8 protein-coding genes are annotated in these 17,849 nt (G+C 65.9%); all 8 read left to right on the forward strand.

What is annotated here, in order from left to right:
* Window positions 1-127: 127 nt before the first annotated feature.
* The 8 genes from ACZZ0O_RS21595 (at window position 128) to ACZZ0O_RS21630 (ending at window position 17,591) form a co-directional block, all read left to right on the forward strand.
* On the forward strand, window positions 128-2,617 hold the full coding sequence (locus ACZZ0O_RS21595; RefSeq protein WP_463591808.1) for a family 20 glycosylhydrolase: 2,490 nt from the start codon (window positions 128-130) through the stop codon (window positions 2,615-2,617).
* A gap of 21 nt (window positions 2,618-2,638) precedes the next feature.
* Window positions 2,639-5,332, forward strand: coding sequence for a beta-mannosidase (locus ACZZ0O_RS21600; RefSeq protein ID WP_463591809.1), 2,694 nt, complete (start codon window positions 2,639-2,641; stop codon window positions 5,330-5,332).
* Window positions 5,333-5,638: 306 nt separating this feature from the next.
* Window positions 5,639-8,299, forward strand: coding sequence for a glycoside hydrolase family 3 protein (locus tag ACZZ0O_RS21605; RefSeq protein ID WP_463591810.1), 2,661 nt, complete (start codon window positions 5,639-5,641; stop codon window positions 8,297-8,299).
* A gap of 685 nt (window positions 8,300-8,984) precedes the next feature.
* Complete coding sequence (locus ACZZ0O_RS21610) at window positions 8,985-11,894, forward strand: TonB-dependent receptor (protein WP_463592506.1); 2,910 nt, start codon at window positions 8,985-8,987, stop codon at window positions 11,892-11,894.
* Between the two features lie 69 nt (window positions 11,895-11,963).
* Window positions 11,964-13,889 carry a beta-galactosidase gene (locus ACZZ0O_RS21615; protein ID WP_463591811.1) on the forward strand — a complete coding sequence of 642 codons (1,926 nt, stop codon included), beginning with the start codon at window positions 11,964-11,966 and terminating at the stop codon, window positions 13,887-13,889.
* Window positions 13,883-15,250, forward strand: a complete 1,368-nt coding sequence (locus ACZZ0O_RS21620) for an APC family permease (protein WP_463591812.1) — start codon at window positions 13,883-13,885, stop codon at window positions 15,248-15,250. The genes ACZZ0O_RS21615 and ACZZ0O_RS21620 overlap by 7 nt, the downstream gene beginning before the upstream one ends.
* Window positions 15,229-16,170: a carbohydrate kinase family protein gene (locus tag ACZZ0O_RS21625; RefSeq protein ID WP_463591813.1), complete on the forward strand. Its 942-nt coding sequence runs from the start codon at window positions 15,229-15,231 to the stop codon at window positions 16,168-16,170. The genes ACZZ0O_RS21620 and ACZZ0O_RS21625 overlap by 22 nt, the downstream gene beginning before the upstream one ends.
* Window positions 16,167-17,591 (forward strand): 6-phospho-beta-glucosidase, encoded by a 1,425-nt coding sequence (locus ACZZ0O_RS21630; RefSeq protein ID WP_463591814.1) that lies wholly within the window; start codon window positions 16,167-16,169, stop codon window positions 17,589-17,591. Before ACZZ0O_RS21625 ends, ACZZ0O_RS21630 begins: the two co-directional genes overlap by 4 nt.
* Window positions 17,592-17,849: the final 258 nt, after the last annotated feature.

Consider the following 17,849-nt stretch of genomic DNA (forward strand, 5'->3'; position numbering starts at 1 on the left):
GCTGCCGCGCATCGCCATCGTCGGCATGACCGAGCAATGGTGTCGATGCGATATGGTGTTGTTCCACTTGGCTGCGCGCATGCAACCGCGCAGCGACACGCTCTCCGCTACTTCGGGATGTGATTGCATGATGTCCAACACCAGCCGTACGCCACGCATGTTGTTGTCGAGGGCGCTGTTGTTGGACATGCCGTTAGGCAAAAAGCCGTTATCGATGCAGTTGCCGTCGCGGTTGCTTGCACTGTCGTTGGCCGCACTGGCGCTCACCGGTTGCGGCAAACGCGATGCAGGCACGGCACCGGCAGCGGTCAGCGCAGGCGCGACGGCGGCGGCACCTTCCGCAACTGCGCCGCTGCCGCTGATTCCCGCACCGGTGGAGGCCAAGCGCAACGCAGGCAGTTTCAGCGTGGGCACCGGCACGGTGATCTCGATCGTGGCAGGCGACGCCGATGCGCGACGCAGTGCCGAGTATCTTGCCGGCCTGCTCAAGCGCACACGTGGGCTTGCACTGGAAGTGCGTGCAGAAGCCACGCCCTCGCCGGCCAGCATCCGCCTGGAACGCAATGCGCAGGCAGCGGTGACGCAGAAAGAAGGCTATCGCCTGGATGTGGACGCCACCGGTATCCGCATTGCCGCGCGCGATGGCGCTGGCCTGTTTTATGGCGCAATCAGCGCCTGGCAATTGATGACCCCGGATGCGCGCAAGGGCGCGGTGGCCGTGCCCGGCGTCAGTATCCGCGACTGGCCGCGCTTTGGCTGGCGTGGTCAGCATCTGGACGTGGCCCGCCACTTCCACGACGTGGATACCGTCAAGCATGTGCTCGATGCGATGGCCGTGCACAAGCTCAATGTGCTGCACTGGCATCTCACCGATGACCAGGGCTGGCGCATCGAAATCAAGCGTTACCCCAAACTCACCGAGGTCGGTGCTTGGCGCACGCCGCCGGGTGCCGGCAGACACGGCACACCAGAGCGCTCCGGCGGCTTTTACACGCAAGAGCAGATCAGCGAAATCGTCGCGTATGCGGCGCGCCTGCACATCACCGTGCTGCCCGAGCTGGACATGCCCGGCCATGCGCAGGCGGCGGTTGCCGCCTACCCGGAAGAGGTGGGCGTCCCCGGCGTGCGCACCCAGGTGGGCGTGGACTGGGGCGTCAACCCGTATCTGTTCAACACCAGCGAACGCAGCCTGAGTTTCATCACCAATGTGCTGGACGAGGTGCTGACGCTGTTCCCGTCCAGCTACATCCACATCGGTGGCGATGAGGCGGTCAAGGATCAATGGGAAGCCTCGCCGGCCGTTCGCGCACAGATGCGCAAGCTGGGCGTCAAGGATGCCCATGCCATGCAAGGCTGGTTCAACGAACAGCTTGCGACCTACCTCACCAAGCACGGCCGGCGCATGATCGGCTGGGACGAGATTCTGGAAGGCGGCGTGCCGGCCAGTGCGTCGGTGATGTCGTGGCGTGGCGTCGAAGGTGCGGTCACCGCCGCCAGACAGGGACACGATGTGGTGCTGGCACCGGGCAACTGGCTGTATCTGGATAACCTGCAGACCACGCGTAGCGACGAGCCCAATGGCCGTCTGACGGTGTTGCCATTGTCGAAGGTGTACGCGTTCGATCCGGTCCCGAGCGACCTCACCGCCGAGCAGGCCAGGCATGTGCTCGGCGCGCAAGGCGCGTTGTGGTCCGAATACATTCCCTCGCGCTGGCATGTGGATCACGCGCTGTTCCCGCGTCTGTCGGCGGTAGCGGAGATGACCTGGTCGCCGCCGAGCGCACGCGAGTGGAAAAACTTTCTGGCGCGGTTGCCGGCGCAATTGCAGCGCTACAAGGCACTGGACATCGCCTACAGCGACGGCGCATTTGCTGCCGATATCGCGCTGGAAAACGGCCCCAACCCGGTGCTCGCCGGCAGCCCGGCCAAGGTGGCGCTGAGCACGCAGACTGGCGCAGGCACACTGCACTACACCGTGGACGGCAGCGACCCTAGCCCTGCATCGCCGCGCTATGAGGCGCCCTTTACGATCAACCTGCCGACCACGGTCAAGGCCACCGCATTCACCGCCGACGGCGCGCCGCTGGCCGCCACGCGCAGCCGCACCTTCGACCGTGCATCGCTGTTGCGCGTGGACACGCAAGGCCTGCGCGATTGCGTGGAGACCGGCGCGCTCGGCCTGCGCCTGCCGTTGCTGCCGGAGATGACCGGCGCCGATACACCGGTTTACAACGTCGATCTGTTTCATGCCTGCCGGCTGTATCCGCAAGCGCGCCTGGATGGCATCGGCGCGATCCGCATCGAGGCCGCGCGCCTGCCCAACAACTTCGGCCTGGCGCACGAGCAATCCAAGGTGGTGCAGTACCCGGCCAAGACCCGCGGCGGCGAACTGGAAGTGCGCCAGGGCTGCGACGGCGAACTGATCGCCAGCGTGCAACTGCCCAAGAGCGACACCCTGGGCGAACAATTCACCCTGGAAACGCCGCTGCCTGCACGCACCGGCACCCACGATCTGTGCCTGCGCTTCACTGCGCCGATTCGCGGCCCGTTGTATGCCATCGGCGCCGTCCAACTGATTGAAACTACCGCGCAGGCGCCCCCCGCCGCCACGCGCTGATCCATCCAAGGAGACTCACCCATGCCCCTGTCGCACCGCACTGCCCCCGCACTGTCCCTGCTCACCCCCGCCCGGCTCGGGCTTGCCCTGACCTTTGCACTCTCGCAGGCCTGGGCGGCACCGCCCACGGCAGTGACCCTGGACAGCGGCTGGCAGGTGCGCCTGGTGCCGGGGCAGGAACAGGCAAAGACCTATCCCAAGGCGGCCAGCTGGATGCCGGCGCAGGTGCCGGGCGTGGTGCAGACCGATCTGATCGCCGCCAAGGTGGTGCCAGACCCGTTCCTGCGCGACAACGAGGGCAAGATCCAGTGGGCGGGCTTAAGCGATTGGCAATACCAGACCCGCTTCAACGTGGATGCGGCCACGCTCAAGCGCGCGCATGTGGAGCTGGTGTTCGATGGCCTGGACACGCTGGCCGAGGTCACCCTCAACGGCAAGAAGCTGCTCAGCGCCGACAACATGTTCCGGCAATGGCGCGTGGACGCCAAATCGCTGCTCAAGCGCGGCGACAACGTGCTGGAAATCACCTTCTTCTCGCCGATCAAGAAGATCCAGCCGTGGCTGGCCAAGCAGCCGTATGCGTTGCCCGGTGCTTACGATTCGGCGTTCGGCGACGAGCCGGATGGACGCCACAGTTCCACCTACGTGCGCAAGGCGCCGTATAGCTACGGCTGGGACTGGGGCCCGCGCATGGTCAATGCCGGCATCTGGAAAGATGTGCGCGTGGAAGCATGGGATGCCGTGCGCGTGGACGGCTTGCATATCGACCAGCAGCGCGTTGACGCTGACAGCGCGCAATTGCAGGCGCAGCTCGAACTGCAGGCCGGCCGCAGCGGGCCGGTGCAGGTAACGCTGGATGTACTGGGTCCGGATGGACAAAAGGTCGGCCAGTTCACGCAAGACGCGGTGATCGACCCGGGCCAGAACCGCATCGATCTGGCGGTGCGGATTGCCAAGCCCAAGCGTTGGTTCCCGGCCGGCTACGGCGCGCAGGACCGCTACACCTTCGTGGCCACCGTGCGCGATGCCGATGGCGACAGCCAGCAGATCAAGCGCGTCACCGGCCTGCGTTCGGTGGAGCTGCGCCGCGAAAAGGACAAGTGGGGCAAGAGCATGGAGATCGTGATCAACGGTATCCCGATCTTCGCCAAGGGCGCCAACCTGATCCCGCTGGATGCGTTCCCCTCGCGCGTCAGCCAGGAGCGCATGCGCAGCACCTTGCAGGATGCGCGCGATGCCAACATGAACATGCTGCGCATGTGGGGCGGCGGGCATTACCAGGACGATCACTTCTACGAGGTGGCCGACGAGCTGGGCATCATGATCTGGCAGGACTTCATGTTCGGTGGCGCGGTGCCGCCGTACGACGTGGAGTTCCGCGAGAACACGCGGCAGGAGGCGATCGAACAGGTCAAGCGCCTGCGCGATCACCCCAGCATCGTGTTGTGGTGCGGCAACAACGAAGTGCAGACCGGCTGGGAAAACTGGGGCGATCGGGTCAAGTTCAAGCAGTCGGTGGACCCGGAAGAACGCACCCGCATCGAGCGCGGCATGACCACGCTGTTCGGCACTGTGTTCCGCGAAGTGGTGGCCACCTACGATAGCGATGTGCCGTATTGGGCCACCTCGCCAGGCACCGACTTCGACGGCGGTGCCGACCAGGCCAACGACGGCGACATGCATTATTGGAAAGTGTGGGGCGGCCCGGCCCTGCCGGTGACCGAATACCTCAACGTCACCCCGCGTTTCATGTCCGAATACGGGCTGCAGTCGTTCCCGGACATGCGCACCGTGCGTGTGTTTGCCGATGCCGCCGACATGGACCCGGAATCGCCGGTGATGCGCGCGCATCAGAAGTTCGACAAGGGCAATGGCAACAAGCGGCTGATGCTGTACATCCGCCGCGAGTTCGGCGAGCCCAAGGACTTCGAAAGCTTCGTGTATTTGAGCCAGTTGATGCAGGCCGAAGGCATCAACCTGGCCGCCTCGCATCTGCGTGCCTCGCGTCCGCAATCGATGGGCTCGCTGTATTGGCAGCTCAACGATGTGTGGCCGGGTGCGTCGTGGTCCAGCGTGGATTACTACGGCCGCTGGAAGGCGCTGCAATACCACGCGCGCCGCTTCTATGCGCCGGAGATGATCGCCGCGCTGCGTAACGACAAGGGCCAGACTCAGGTGTCGCTGGTGTCGGACCGCACCACGCCGCTTGATGCGCGTTGGCGCATGCGGGTGATGAGCATGGACGGCAAGGTGCTGAGCAAGCGTGAGCAAAAAGCCAGCGTCAAACCGCTGAGCAGCCTGCAGGTGGGCAACTTCAGCGATGCGCAATTGCTGGGCAAGGCCGACCCGAAGCGCAGCTATGCGGTCTTTGAACTGCTGGAAGGCGACAAGCAGTTGTCGCGCGAAGTGGTGTTCTTCGCGCCGGCCAAGCAGCTGGCGTTGCCGACCGCCAAGATCGACAGCCAATGGCGCGCCGATGGCGATGGCTACGCGCTGACCTTGCGCAGCGACACGCTGGCGCGCGAGGTGTGGTTGTCGTTCGGCGATCTGGAAGTGAACGTGGCCGACAACGCCTTCGACCTGTTGCCGGGCGAGCCGCTGACGGTGCACGTCTCCAGCAAACTGCCGCTGGCGCAGGTGCAGGCCGCGCTGCAGGTGCGCGACCTGGCCAGCACGCTGGCCGGCGCGCCGCCGGAGCCAGCCGAAGCGAAGTGATGCGGCCCTCATCCGCCCTGCGGGCACCTTCTCCCGCAGGGCGGGAGAAGGAACCTCTGGCGATTGCAGGGCGATCAACTGCAGGACGATCAACAGAACGAGTGGATCGCGTTTCCCATTGGCACCCGAGTACCTTGCCACCCGAACACCGAGAGCATCTCCTTCTCCCGCCTGCGGGAGAAGGTGCCCCGCAGGGGCGGATGAGGGCAACGCTGTCCGTAAAAAAGTGATCCCCCTTGTTGCCCCCGCCTCAATAACAAAAACAAAAGACGCATGGCGGCAGCGCCACTGCGCAGGAGTGCATTGATGTCATCCGTGTTTGTATCGCGCCTTGCCATTGCGCTGGGCCTGACCCTTGGGCTGCCGTGCATCGTGCACGCCGCCACCGCCGACCGCAGCAGCAGCCCCGAACAACGCGCTGCTGCGCTGGTGGCGCAGATGAGCCGCAATGAAAAAGTGGCGCAGGCCATGAACGATGCGCCGGCCATTCCGCGCCTGGGCATCCCCGCCTACGAATGGTGGAGCGAAGGCCTGCACGGCATCGCGCGCAATGGCTATGCCACGGTGTTTCCGCAGGCGATCGGTCTGGCCGCCAGTTGGAACACTGCGCTGATGCAGCAGGTGGGCACCGTGGTGTCCACCGAGGCACGCGCCAAGTTCAATCTGGCCGGAGGCCCCGGCAAGGACCACCCCCGTTACGCGGGGCTGACCATCTGGTCGCCCAACATCAATATCTTCCGCGACCCGCGCTGGGGCCGTGGCATGGAAACCTATGGCGAAGACCCGTTTCTGACCGGGCAGCTGGCAGTGGGCTTCATTCGCGGCCTGCAAGGCGATGATCTGAACCATCCGCGCACCATCGCCACGCCCAAGCACATCGCCGTGCATAGCGGCCCGGAACCGGGCCGGCATGGTTTCGATGTGGACGTGTCGCCGCGCGATGTCGAAGCGACCTATACCCCCGCCTTCCGCGCGGCACTGGTCGATGGACAGGCCTGGTCGGTGATGTGCGCCTACAACTCCCTGCATGGCACACCGGCCTGCGCGGCCGACTGGTTGCTCAATGGCCGCGTGCGTGGCGATTGGGGCTTCAAGGGTTTTGTGGTGTCCGACTGCGATGCGGTGGACGACATGACCCAGTTCCACTACTTCCGTCCGGACAATGCCGGCTCGTCGGCTGCATCGCTCAAGGCCGGCCACGACCTCAATTGCGGGCATGCGTATCGCGCATTGGGCACTGCCATCGAACGTGGCGAAGTCGACGAAGCGCTGCTGGACCAATCGCTGGTGCGCCTGTTTGCCGCGCGCTATCGGCTGGGCGAACTGGAGGCACCGCGCAAGGACCCGTATGCGCGCCTGGGCGCCAAGGACATCGACAACACCGCCAACCGCTCACTGGCCTTGCAGGCCGCTGCCGAATCGATCGTGCTGCTGAAGAACAACGCCAATACCTTGCCGTTGAAAGCAGGCACGCGGCTGGCGGTGATCGGCCCCAATGCCGATGCGTTGGCCGCACTGGAAGCCAACTATCAGGGCACTTCCTCCACACCGATCACCCCGCTGCTCGGCCTGCGCCAGCACTTCGGTGCGCAGCAGGTGCGCTACGCGCAAGGCGCGCCGCTGGCCGCCGGCGTGCCGGGCATGATTCCGGAAACCGCATTGCTCAGCGACGGCAAGCCGGGATTGCGCGGCGAATACTTCGACAATGTCGATCTGGACGGTAGCCCACGCGTGGTGCGGCAAGACCGCACCATTAGCTTCAACTGGGATCAGGTCAGCCCGGCCAAGGGCGTGCCGGCCGATCGTTACGCGGTGCGCTGGAGCGGCGAGCTGTTGCCGCCGGGCATCGGCGATTACACATTGGCGGTGCGCGTGGCGCGCTGCTTCGATTGCACCGGGCATGACCCGGTGCGGCTCTACATCGACGACAAGCTGGTGGTGGCCGGCAACGCCGAAGACAAGCACGTGCCGGCCGGCATGCACAACGCCGATGGCCGCAGTGTGGAAACCGTGCTGCATTTCGACGACACCCGCCCGCGCAAGATCCGTCTGGAAATGGAGCATCGCGGCCAGGACCAGGGCCTGCGCCTGGAGTGGCTGGCACCGGCCGCCGCGCAACTGGCCGAGGCCGAACAAGCGGTGGCGCAGTCCGATGCGGTCGTGGCTTTCGTCGGCCTGTCGCCGGATGTGGAAGGCGAGGAATTGCGCATCGACGTGCCCGGCTTCGACGGTGGCGATCGCAACGACATCGGCCTGCCCGCCCCACAGCAAGCCTTGCTGGAGCGTGCCAAAGCCTCCGGCAAACCGCTGGTGGTGGTGCTGATGAGCGGCAGCGCGGTGGCGCTGAACTGGGCCAAGGCCAACGCCGACGCCATCGTGGCGGCATGGTATCCCGGCCAGTCCGGCGGCACCGCCATCGCGCGCGCACTCGCCGGCGACGACAACCCCGGCGGGCGCCTGCCGGTGACGTTCTACCGCTCCACCAAGGACCTGCCGCCGTACGTCAGCTACGACATGAAGGGTCGCACCTATCGCTACTTCAAGGGCGAGCCGCTGTTTCCGTTCGGCTATGGGCTGAGCTATACGAGTTTTGCCTACGACGCACCGCGCCTGTCCACCAGCACGCTGCAAGCCGGCAGCACGCTGCAGGTGACCACCACGGTGCGCAATACCGGCAGCCGCGCTGGCGATGAAGTGGCGCAGGTATATCTGCAGTATCCGGACCGCCCGCAATCGCCGCTGCGCAGCCTGGTCGGTTTTCAGCGCGTCCACCTCGCGCCCGGCGAACAACGCGAACTCACCTTTTCGCTGGATGCGCGTGCACTGAGCGATGTGGACCGCAGCGGCCAGCGCGCGGTGGAAGCCGGCGATTACCGCGTATTTGTCGGCGGTGGCCAGCCGGGGACCGGCGCAGCGGGTGAAGCGGCGGCATTGTCGATTTCGGGGCGCTCGCCGTTGCCGAAGTAATCACTGCGCGTCTGACACGCAACCGGCGGCAGCTAACCCGATCGCCGGTTGCGTCATGCACACGTGTTGCGCTGCATCGCACGACCGCCATATCGCTGCTGTGCGCGGCCGAATTGGTGCGCAATCGGCAAGCAACGCGATGATGTCCGCACATACTTCACACCTGCTTGACAGACTTAAGCCTGAGGTCTATCACTGGCTGCGGTCGGCAGTCCACGCCATCGGCGATCGGTACGACTCATCGACGGCAACAGCGTTTCCACGCGGCACGCACACTGGGAGAGGATTGTATGCAGCAGCGTCGTATCCACCCGCGTATCCGTGTTGCCGCGATCGCTGCCCCGAGGGTGCAGCGCGCATGACCAAGCACTACAAATTGAGCGCCATGCGCTCGCGTTCCAAATGCATTGCCGGCTACTCGCCGCCACGCCACTGACGCCTGCAACGCTGTTCTAGCTGGCAGACGCTCCGGCGCACTTCCCGTTCGGTCTTTCGCACACGTATCGCGCGTGGCGTTTATTGCCGTGCGCGTGTATCGCCGTGCAGATCGTCTGCCCTGACACAAGGCATCGCAAGGCCGTTACCCCCTGGTAACGCGGCCCAGCATCTGGCGAGGTGGCATGTGCATAAGCATGAGCGTTTGACCCGTAAGCAATTGATCGTGGCGATCCTGGCCGTGACCGGCATGGCCTCGGCCGCAACTGCGTTGGCGGGCACGGTGGAGGGAACCCTCAAGGAACGCAGCAGCGGCAAACCGGCTGCCAATGCGAAGGTACGCATCGCCGGCACCGCATACAGCGCGGTGGCCGATGCGGGCGGGCACTTTGTCATCCACGACGTACCTGCCGGGCAGTACGCACTGAATCTGGACTACCCCGGTTTCAGCGCGGTAGAGACCAGCATCCAGGTCGGCGACAGCGGCACCGCTGCGGTAACCATCGCACTGGACGAGGTCAAGCAATTGAAGGCGATCAGCGTGGTGAGCAACCGCTACGACGCCAGCGATCTGAAGATCAATGCGGCCAACACCGTCGATGTGCTGTCGGCCAACGATCTGCAGCGCACCGCTGTGCACAACGTGGCCGAAGCGCTGGGCCTGATCGCCGGCATCAACATCACCAGTACCGGCTCGGGATACTTCGGCGGCATCGATGGCGCTGCACGCGGCGAAGGCATGTTCGCCTCGGTGCGTGGGTTGCCGTCCGAGTACAACGTCAACATGATCGACGGCGTCACCGTGGCGCAAGGCATGCCGTATAGCCGCAGCGTGCAACTGAGTTTGTTGCCGCCCACCGGCCTGCAGACCATCGTGGCCAACAAGACCTCCACCGCCGACATGGACGGCGATGCGATAGGCGGCACGCTGGATTTCCGCACCCCCACCGCCTACGACTTCAAGGACGTGAGCAGCGGCAGCGTTACCGGTAGCGGCCGGGTGGAAAGCCGTGCGCGCGACTATGGCGGCGATGGATTGGGCGGCGGCTTTGGCGGCGAGTTCCAGCACAAGTTCGGCGACGCGCAGCAGTTCGGCGTGTATGCCAGCGCCTACTATGACTACCGCACCACCACCAACAGCGAAGTGGCCGCCGCCACCAGCGCGCTCAACGATGGCTCGTGGGAGTACTTGAACACCGATGCCAGCGGCGGCAACGCAGCCGGTTTCGATCCGCAACACAACCTCACCAGCACCGGCATGAATGTCGGTATCGCCGCGGGATGGGAGCGCCGTTACGGCGGCAATGCCTCGTTCGACTGGCATGTGGACGACAGCCTGTCGCTGTACGCGCGCATGACTTACGCCTACGCCAAGACCGAGCAAGGCACCACCTTCGTGCAGTTGCTACCGCAGGATGTGCGCTACGTACCGAGCGGCACGCCGGGAGGTTTCACGCCCGACATCGGCCGCATCGCGGCGCGCTTCTGGTACGAAACCAATCCTGAAATCGCCGACCTGGCGACCTTCCAGATCGGCGCAAAAAAAACGGCAGGCGGCTGGACCTTCATGCCCAACCTGTTCTACAGCTTCGGTGACAACGACCGCCCCGATCATGTCGAGATCGACGGGCGGCAAGACAAGTTCACTCAGGACAACTACGCCTATTCCGGCAACACGTTCGTGCGCTACGGCGGCGGTGCGTTCCCATACCCGCAGCTCACGCCCGCACTGCTGGCGCAGGTCAACAACATCCCCTCGTTGTTTGCCAGCAGCTATGGCGAGCAGACCAAGATCTACTCCGGCCAGAAGAAAGGCGGCGCACGTTTCGATACCCGCTACGACTTCGAAGATGGCGCGCTGCGGTCGGTGCAGTTCGGGGTGAAGTACAGCAAGAGCAGCCGCCGCTACACCAATCGCGACTGGTATACCGGCGGCGTGGACGGCACCACCACGCTGGGCGACCTGGGTATTTTCACCGGCACCTATGGGTCGATCTTTCCCGGTAAATACGCCTGGAACACACCGCGCGTGAGCGAAGCGGCGGTGGCCGGCGTGATCGCCCAGCATCTGACCGACGATGACCTGGACACCTGCGGCAGCGCGTTCTACGTCAACAACTTCAACTGCAACACCATGCGCGGCACCGAGGCGGTCAGCGCCGCCTATGCCACCGCCACCTTCACTGTGGGCAACCTGGATATCGTGCCGGGCGTGCGCTTCGAACACACCGGCATCGACAACACGTTCTGGGTGAGCCCGGTGGATGCGGACGGTAACCAGATCGTCGGTTACTTCGACCACAACAGCACCTCCTACAACGAACCGCTGCCCAGCGTGTTCCTGACCTGGCGGCCGAATCTGCGCACCGCGTACCGTGCATCGCTCTGGACCAGCTACACGCGCCCGGCGTTCGTGCAATTGGGCGGGGGCAGCCAGATCGACATCTCCAATGGCGTCACCACCATCACGCAAGGCAATCCGGATCTGAAGCCGATCGAATCGACCAACTTGGATCTATCCGGCGAATGGTCTACCGAACGCGGTGGGTTCTTTTCGCTGGCCGGCTTCTACAAGCAGCTGCGCAACTACATCTACGACGCCGGCTCGGCCCAGGCCAACGGCAGCATCACCGGCAGCGGCACGGTGCTGTACCACATGCCCACCAATGGCGGCGACGGCAAAATCTACGGGGTGGAACTCAGTGCGCGGCAAAAGTTCCAGGACCTGCCGGCACCGTTCGACGGCCTGGGCATCAGTGCCAATGCCACCCGCCAACATGCGCGCGCCGACCTCGGGCTGGACGGCTTCGACAACGAACACATGCAATCGGCGCCGTCGGCGATGGCCAACCTGGAACTGTTCTACGAACACAGCGGTTTTTCGTTGAACCTGAGCTATCACTTCAGCAGCTCGTACCTGCTTGGCTACGACTTCCTGCATGAAGGTGCGCCGTGGAACGACCTGTGGGCACGCCCGACCCGGCGCGTGGATCTGCACACCGGCTACCGCTTCGACAACGGCGTGAGCATGGACATGTCGATCTCCAACCTGACCAAGGAATACAGCTACTGGGCGCATGTGGGCCGCAGGAATCTGGCGATCTCCGACATCGTCGATGCTGGCAGCACAGCGCTGTTGACGGTGAAGTACGCGTTCTAGCGCAGCGGTGCATGACGCCATGTCGCCGGTGGCGGCGTGGCGACGCCTTCCCTTTCGGCTGGAGAGACGATGAAGCGCAGGACCTTGTGCACGTTCGGCCTGTTCGCCCCGTTGGGCTTGGCGGCCACCCCAGCGCTGCGATCGCCGTCGCGCACCGCGCTGCCGGCGCCGCTACCGGATGGGCAGCCGCATGCGTTCGGATTCGCGCACGGCCGCTTCACCCTGGACGGGCAGCCCTGGCAATTGCGCAGCGGCGAAATGCATCCGCTGCGCATCGCGCGCGCCGATTGGCTGCACCGCATCCGCATGGCCAAGGCGATGGGGTTGAACACCATCGCGCTGTACCTGATGTGGAACGCGCTGGAACGCGAACCTGGGCAGTTCGATCTGGACACAGGCGAGCGCGATTTCGCCGCCTTCATCCGGCTATGCCAGCAGGAAGGGATGTGGGTGTATCTACGGCCCGGCCCGTACGTCTGCGCCGAGTGGACGCTGGGCGGGCTGCCGCCGTATCTGCTGCGCGCGCCGGGCATGCGCCTGCGCGATGCCACCGACGCGCGCTACATGGCTGCGGTGCAGCGCTATATCGACGCAGTGGCGCCACGGATCGCACCACTGATGGCCAGCGCGGGCGGCCCGGTGCTGATGCTGCAGATCGAGAACGAATACAGCATGCACGGCGCCGATTTGGGCTATCTGCAGGCCTTGGCCGCGCTCTGGCGCGCGCACGGCATCGCCGGCCCATTCTCCCTGGCCGAGGGTCTGAAGGATCTGCGTCGCCGCAAGGCCTATCTGCCTGGTGCGGCACTGGGCCTGGATGGTGCGGACATGGCAGACCTGCAGGCCGCCACGCAGTTCGCAGGCGACGCGCCGGTCTGGGTGGCCGAAGGCTATCCGGGCTGGTTGACGCATTGGGGCGACGACGACGTTGCACGGCGCGATTACGCGCAGATGCTGCGGCAACTGATGGCCGCCGGTGACTCGTTCAATCTGTACGTAGTGCACGGCGGCAGCAACTTCGGCCTGAGCGCCGGTGCCAACGCCGAAGACGACGGCTCGCAATTCCAGCCGGCGCTGACCAGCTACGACTACAGCGCTCCCATCGACGAAGGTGGACGTGCCACACCCGCCTACATGGTGCTGCGCGGGATCATCGCAACGCATCTCGGCACATCGCTGCCGCCGATACCGGCTGCACCGCCGCGCGCGCGTTTTGCATCAGTCACTGCCCGCCCGGTGGCCGCGCTGTGGGACAACTTGCGTGTCGACCCTGTACACACCGAGCGGCCCACCGACAACCAGACCCTGCTCCGGCAGAATCTGGGGCTGGTGGTGTACCGGCGTCGCATCGCGGCCGGCGCGCAACTGCACCTGGGGCAAGTGCACGACTACGCGGTGGTGCATCTGGACGGTGCCGAACTTGGGCATGTGTCGCGCATGCAGCACGCACGCCTGCACAGCGACCCGCAGCTGGCATTGCCGCCGTCCCCCGCTACCGAACGCACGTTGGAGGTGTTGGTCGACAGCTTCGGGCATATCAATTTCGGCCCGGCCTTGGGCGATGCAAAAGGCTTGCTCGGCCCGGTGCAGCTGGATGGCAAGGAGCTGCACGACTGGCAGGTGCAGGGCCTGCCGCTGGACGGCGACCACGCGCCGACGCTCCGCCCGCTGCAAGCAGCACCCACCCGGCCCGGCCTGTTCTTCGCTGCCGACATCGCGTTGGAGACGGTCGGCGACATCTACCTGGACATGGGTCAGTGGCGCAAAGGCTATCTGTGGATCAACGGCCGCCTGCTCGGGCGTTACTGGAACATCGGCCCGCAGCAGTGTCTGTTCTGCCCTGGCGCGTGGCTGCAGCCGGGCAACAACGCGGTGCTGGTACTGGACCTGCATCAACTGCGACCAGCCGCCATTCACTGCGCCGATGGGCTGACCTCGGCACACAACGCGCCCCCTGTCGCGGCACTCGCACACCCAGAGCGCTGCGCATGTTGACCGCCCCCAGCGTGCAGCCATCGACCACGCCGGCAGCAGCACCGCCGCGCACGCTCGGCGTGTGGAGCGCGCTGTCGGCCAACCTGCTCAACATGATCGGCATCGGCCCGTTTATCACCATTCCGCTGGCGTTGTCGGCGCTGGCCGGGCCGGCGGTGCTACTGGGCTGGGTCGCCGGTGCGCTGCTGTGCCTGTGCGATGGACTGGTGTGGGCCGAACTGGGCGCGGCGATTCCACGCTCGGGCGGGCCGTATCACTATCTGCGCGAGGCCTATGGGCGCGAACACTGGGGGCGGCTGTTCGGCTTTCTGTATCTGTGGCAGACGCTGTTGACCGCCCCGCTGTCGGTGGGCTCGGCGGCGGTGGGCTGCGCGCAGTACCTGGCCTTCCTGATGCCGGGGCTGGGCCATGCCCAGCTCACCGCGATCGCGATGACGCTCTGCGCGTTCAACACGCTGCTGCTGTATCGCAAAGTGCGCTCGGTGCAGGTGCTGTCGCTGCTGGTCAGTGCGGTGGTGATCGGCGCTTGCGTGTGGATCATCGGCAGCGGCGTGCTGCATTTCGATGCCGGCATCGCGGCAGAGTTTCTACACGCACGCCCTGCGTCGCCGCATGGGTTCTGGTTGGGCTTCGGCGCGGTGGCGCTGATCGCGGTCTACGACTACGGCGGCTACAACAACGTGTGCATGCTCGGCGGCGAAATCCGCAAGCCGCGGCGCACGATTCCGCGCGCGGTACTGCTCTCGATCCCGATCGTGGCGCTGCTGTATCTGGGCCTCAACATCACCCTGCTCGGCGTGCTGCCGTGGCAACAGGCCGCGCAGTCGAAAGCGGTGATGGCGGACTTCATGCAGACCATCTACGGCCCCATCGGCGCCACAGTGGCGGTGGCACTGATCGCGCTGGCGGCATGGGGTTCGGCGCTGGTGGTGCTGCTGGGCTATTCGCGGGTGCCGTATGCGGCCGCTGCGGCCGGGCAGTTCTTCGCGGTGTTCGCGCGGCTGCATCCGCGCGGTGGATTTCCTACCGTGTCGCTGCTGTTCGTCGGCGCAACCTCGACCCTGGCCTGCCTGCTGTCGCTGGAAGATTTGATCGCCACCTTGATGATCATCCAGATCCTGTTCCAGTTTCTGGCGCAATGCCTGGCGGTGGTGCTGCTGCGGCGCAAGCGTCGCAGGCGCGCGTTTGCGATGCCGCTGTATCCCTGGCCGCTGCTGATCAGCGTCGTGGGCTGGCTCTACCTGCTGGCCACCAGCCCGGGACGGCGCCTGCTCGCGGCAGTGTTGGCGCTGTGCGTGGGTAGTGCGGTGTATCTGATCCAGGCACGGAGGGAGCGCGCATGGCCGTTCCAGCTGCAATGAGCACTGCGCAGATCGCGGTGGTCGGCGAGGTATATCTCGACCATATCTTCAGCGGCTTCGCACGCTGGCCGGCACCGGGCGAAGAAGCGTTCGCGCAGCACTACCGGCGCGAACTGGGCGGCGGCACCGTCATCACCGCCTGCGCACTGGCGCAACTGGGTTGCAGCGTGCGTGTGATCGGTGCGATCGGCGCGCAGGATCGCGCACTGTTCGTGCAGCGCCTGGGCGACTTTGGCGTTGCTGCCGACGGGCTGATCGACGCGCCCAGCGGTACCGGCGTGACCACCAGCGTGTCGCTGCAGGACGACCGTTCGTTCTTCACCTATGCCGGCGCCAATGCGGAGCTACCCGCGTTGCTGCTGCGCGAAGACACCATCGCCGCCCTGTGCGCGGCCACGCATGTGCATTTCGCGCTGCCGTTGCCGGCCGCAGTGGCGCGCACGTTGCTGCCGCAGCTGACGCGCGCCGGCTGCAGCACCTCGCTGGATGTCGGCTTCAGCCCGCAATGGCTCGCCGACCCGGCCAACCGCGCCACCTGTCGCGCAGTGACCTGGTTCCTGCCCAACCAGAAGGAAGCCGCACTGATGGGCTGCGGCGACGGCGCCGACGCCTGCAGCGCCTGGGCACAGGCGCAAGGCCTGCATCAGACGGTGATCAAGCACGGCGCTGCCGGCGCGATGGTGGTCGATGCCGACGGTGCGCGTCTGATTGCCGCGCCCCAGGTGCAACTGCGCGACAGCACCGGCGCCGGCGATGCCTTCGATGCCGGCTTCATCGCCGCGCGCCTGCAAGGGCTGTCGCTGGATGCAGCTGCCGGGCACGGCTGCCGCAGCGGCGCGGCGTGTTGCAGCGCGCTGGGCGCACTGGACGGTCTGGTTTCCCTCTCTCCCCTTTTCTCCCCCACTGAGGACGTTCCATGAGCAGTTCTGTCGACAATCGCAAGCTGACCCTGATCGGCGGCGGCGGCGTGCGCACACCATTGGTGGTGTACGGCGTCAACGAAGCCGCCGAAGCACTCGGCGCCCGCGAGATCGTGCTGTACGACCCCGACCAGGAGCGTCTGGCCTTGATGGTGGCGATGGGCCGCGCCATCGTGGCCGAGTCCGGCGGCACGCTGCAGGTGCATGCCGCAACGTCGTTGGAAGCGGCCATCGAAGGCGCGCACTTCGTGCTCAACAGCATCCGCATCGGCGGCATCGCCCAGCGCGCCTCCGATGAAAAAACCATCATCGACCATGGTTATTCCGGTCAGGAGACCACCGGACCCGGCGGCGTGGCCAAGGCGCTGCGCACGGTGCCGGTGGCGATCGAGCAGGCGCGCATGATCGAGCGGCTGAGTCCGGACGCATGGCTGGTCAGCTTCACCAACCCGGCCGGGCTGGTCACCCAGGCCATCACCGCGCACACCCGCGCGCGCGTGGTCGGCATCTGCGATACGCCGGTGGAGCTGTTCCACAACATCGCGCGCGCGCTGGGCGAGCCGGCCGCCGATGTGGAGTGCGACTACGTCGGCCTCAATCACCTGGGCTGGATCCGCGCAGTGCGTTTGCGCGGGCAGGACATCATGGATCGCATCCTCGACGACGACGCCATCCTGCGTCAGCTGTATCTAGCCCCGCTGTTCGATGTCGAAATGCTGCGCGCGTTGCGGCTCATCCCCACCGAGTACCTGTACTTCTTCTACGAACGCCGCCGCGCCCTGGACAACCAGCGCGCCAGCGGAGCCAGCCGCGGTGGCGAGATCGAGCGGCTCAACCACAGCCTGATCGCCGACCTGCGCAGCCGCCTGGAGGCTGGCGACAACGCCGGCGCCGTGCAGACCTATGCCGCCTACCTGGCGCAGCGCTCCGGCTCGTACATGAAGCTGGAAGCCGAAGCCGGCTCGGCGTTCGCACCGGATCTGGCGCCGCAGCCGGATCCGTTCCGCGCCAGCACGGGCTATCACCGCATCGCGGTGGACGTGATGAGCGCATTGACCGGCGCACGCCCGGGCCGGCATGTGGTCAACGTGCGCAACCGCGGCGCAATGGCCGAGCTGGCCGACGACGATGTGGTGGAAATCGCCGCAGACATCGACCGCGACCGCATCGTGCCGATTCCCACCGCGCCCCTGCCGGACGCGGTGCATGGCCTGGTGCGTGCGTTCAAGGCCTACGAACACGCCGCGATCGACGCCGCACTCAGCGGCAGCCATCGGGATGCCTGCAAGGCCATGCTGATCCATCCGGCGATCGGCGAGTGGGGCCCATCGCAGCGCCTGCTGGACGCCTTGTTCGGGCACGACCACGACGATGGGCACTGCGCAGGCCCGGCACACTGGCGTGGGCATGCGGCCGGGTGATGGAGCCGGCCTGCGGATATCGGCGTGGCCGGCACCACGCCAACGCTGGACGCCTTGTTCGGGCACGACAACGACAACGACGGCCACTACACCGGCCCGGCGCACTGGCGCGGGCATGCGGCCGGGTGATGGAGCCGGCCTGCGGATATCGGACTGGCCGGCACCACACCGACGCTGGACGCCTTGCACGATCACGACCATGACGACGGCCACTGCGCCGGCCCGGCGCACTGGCGCGGGCATGCCGCCGGGTGATGG

The sequence above is a fragment of the Xanthomonas sp. AC360 genome, from assembly GCF_979258225.1.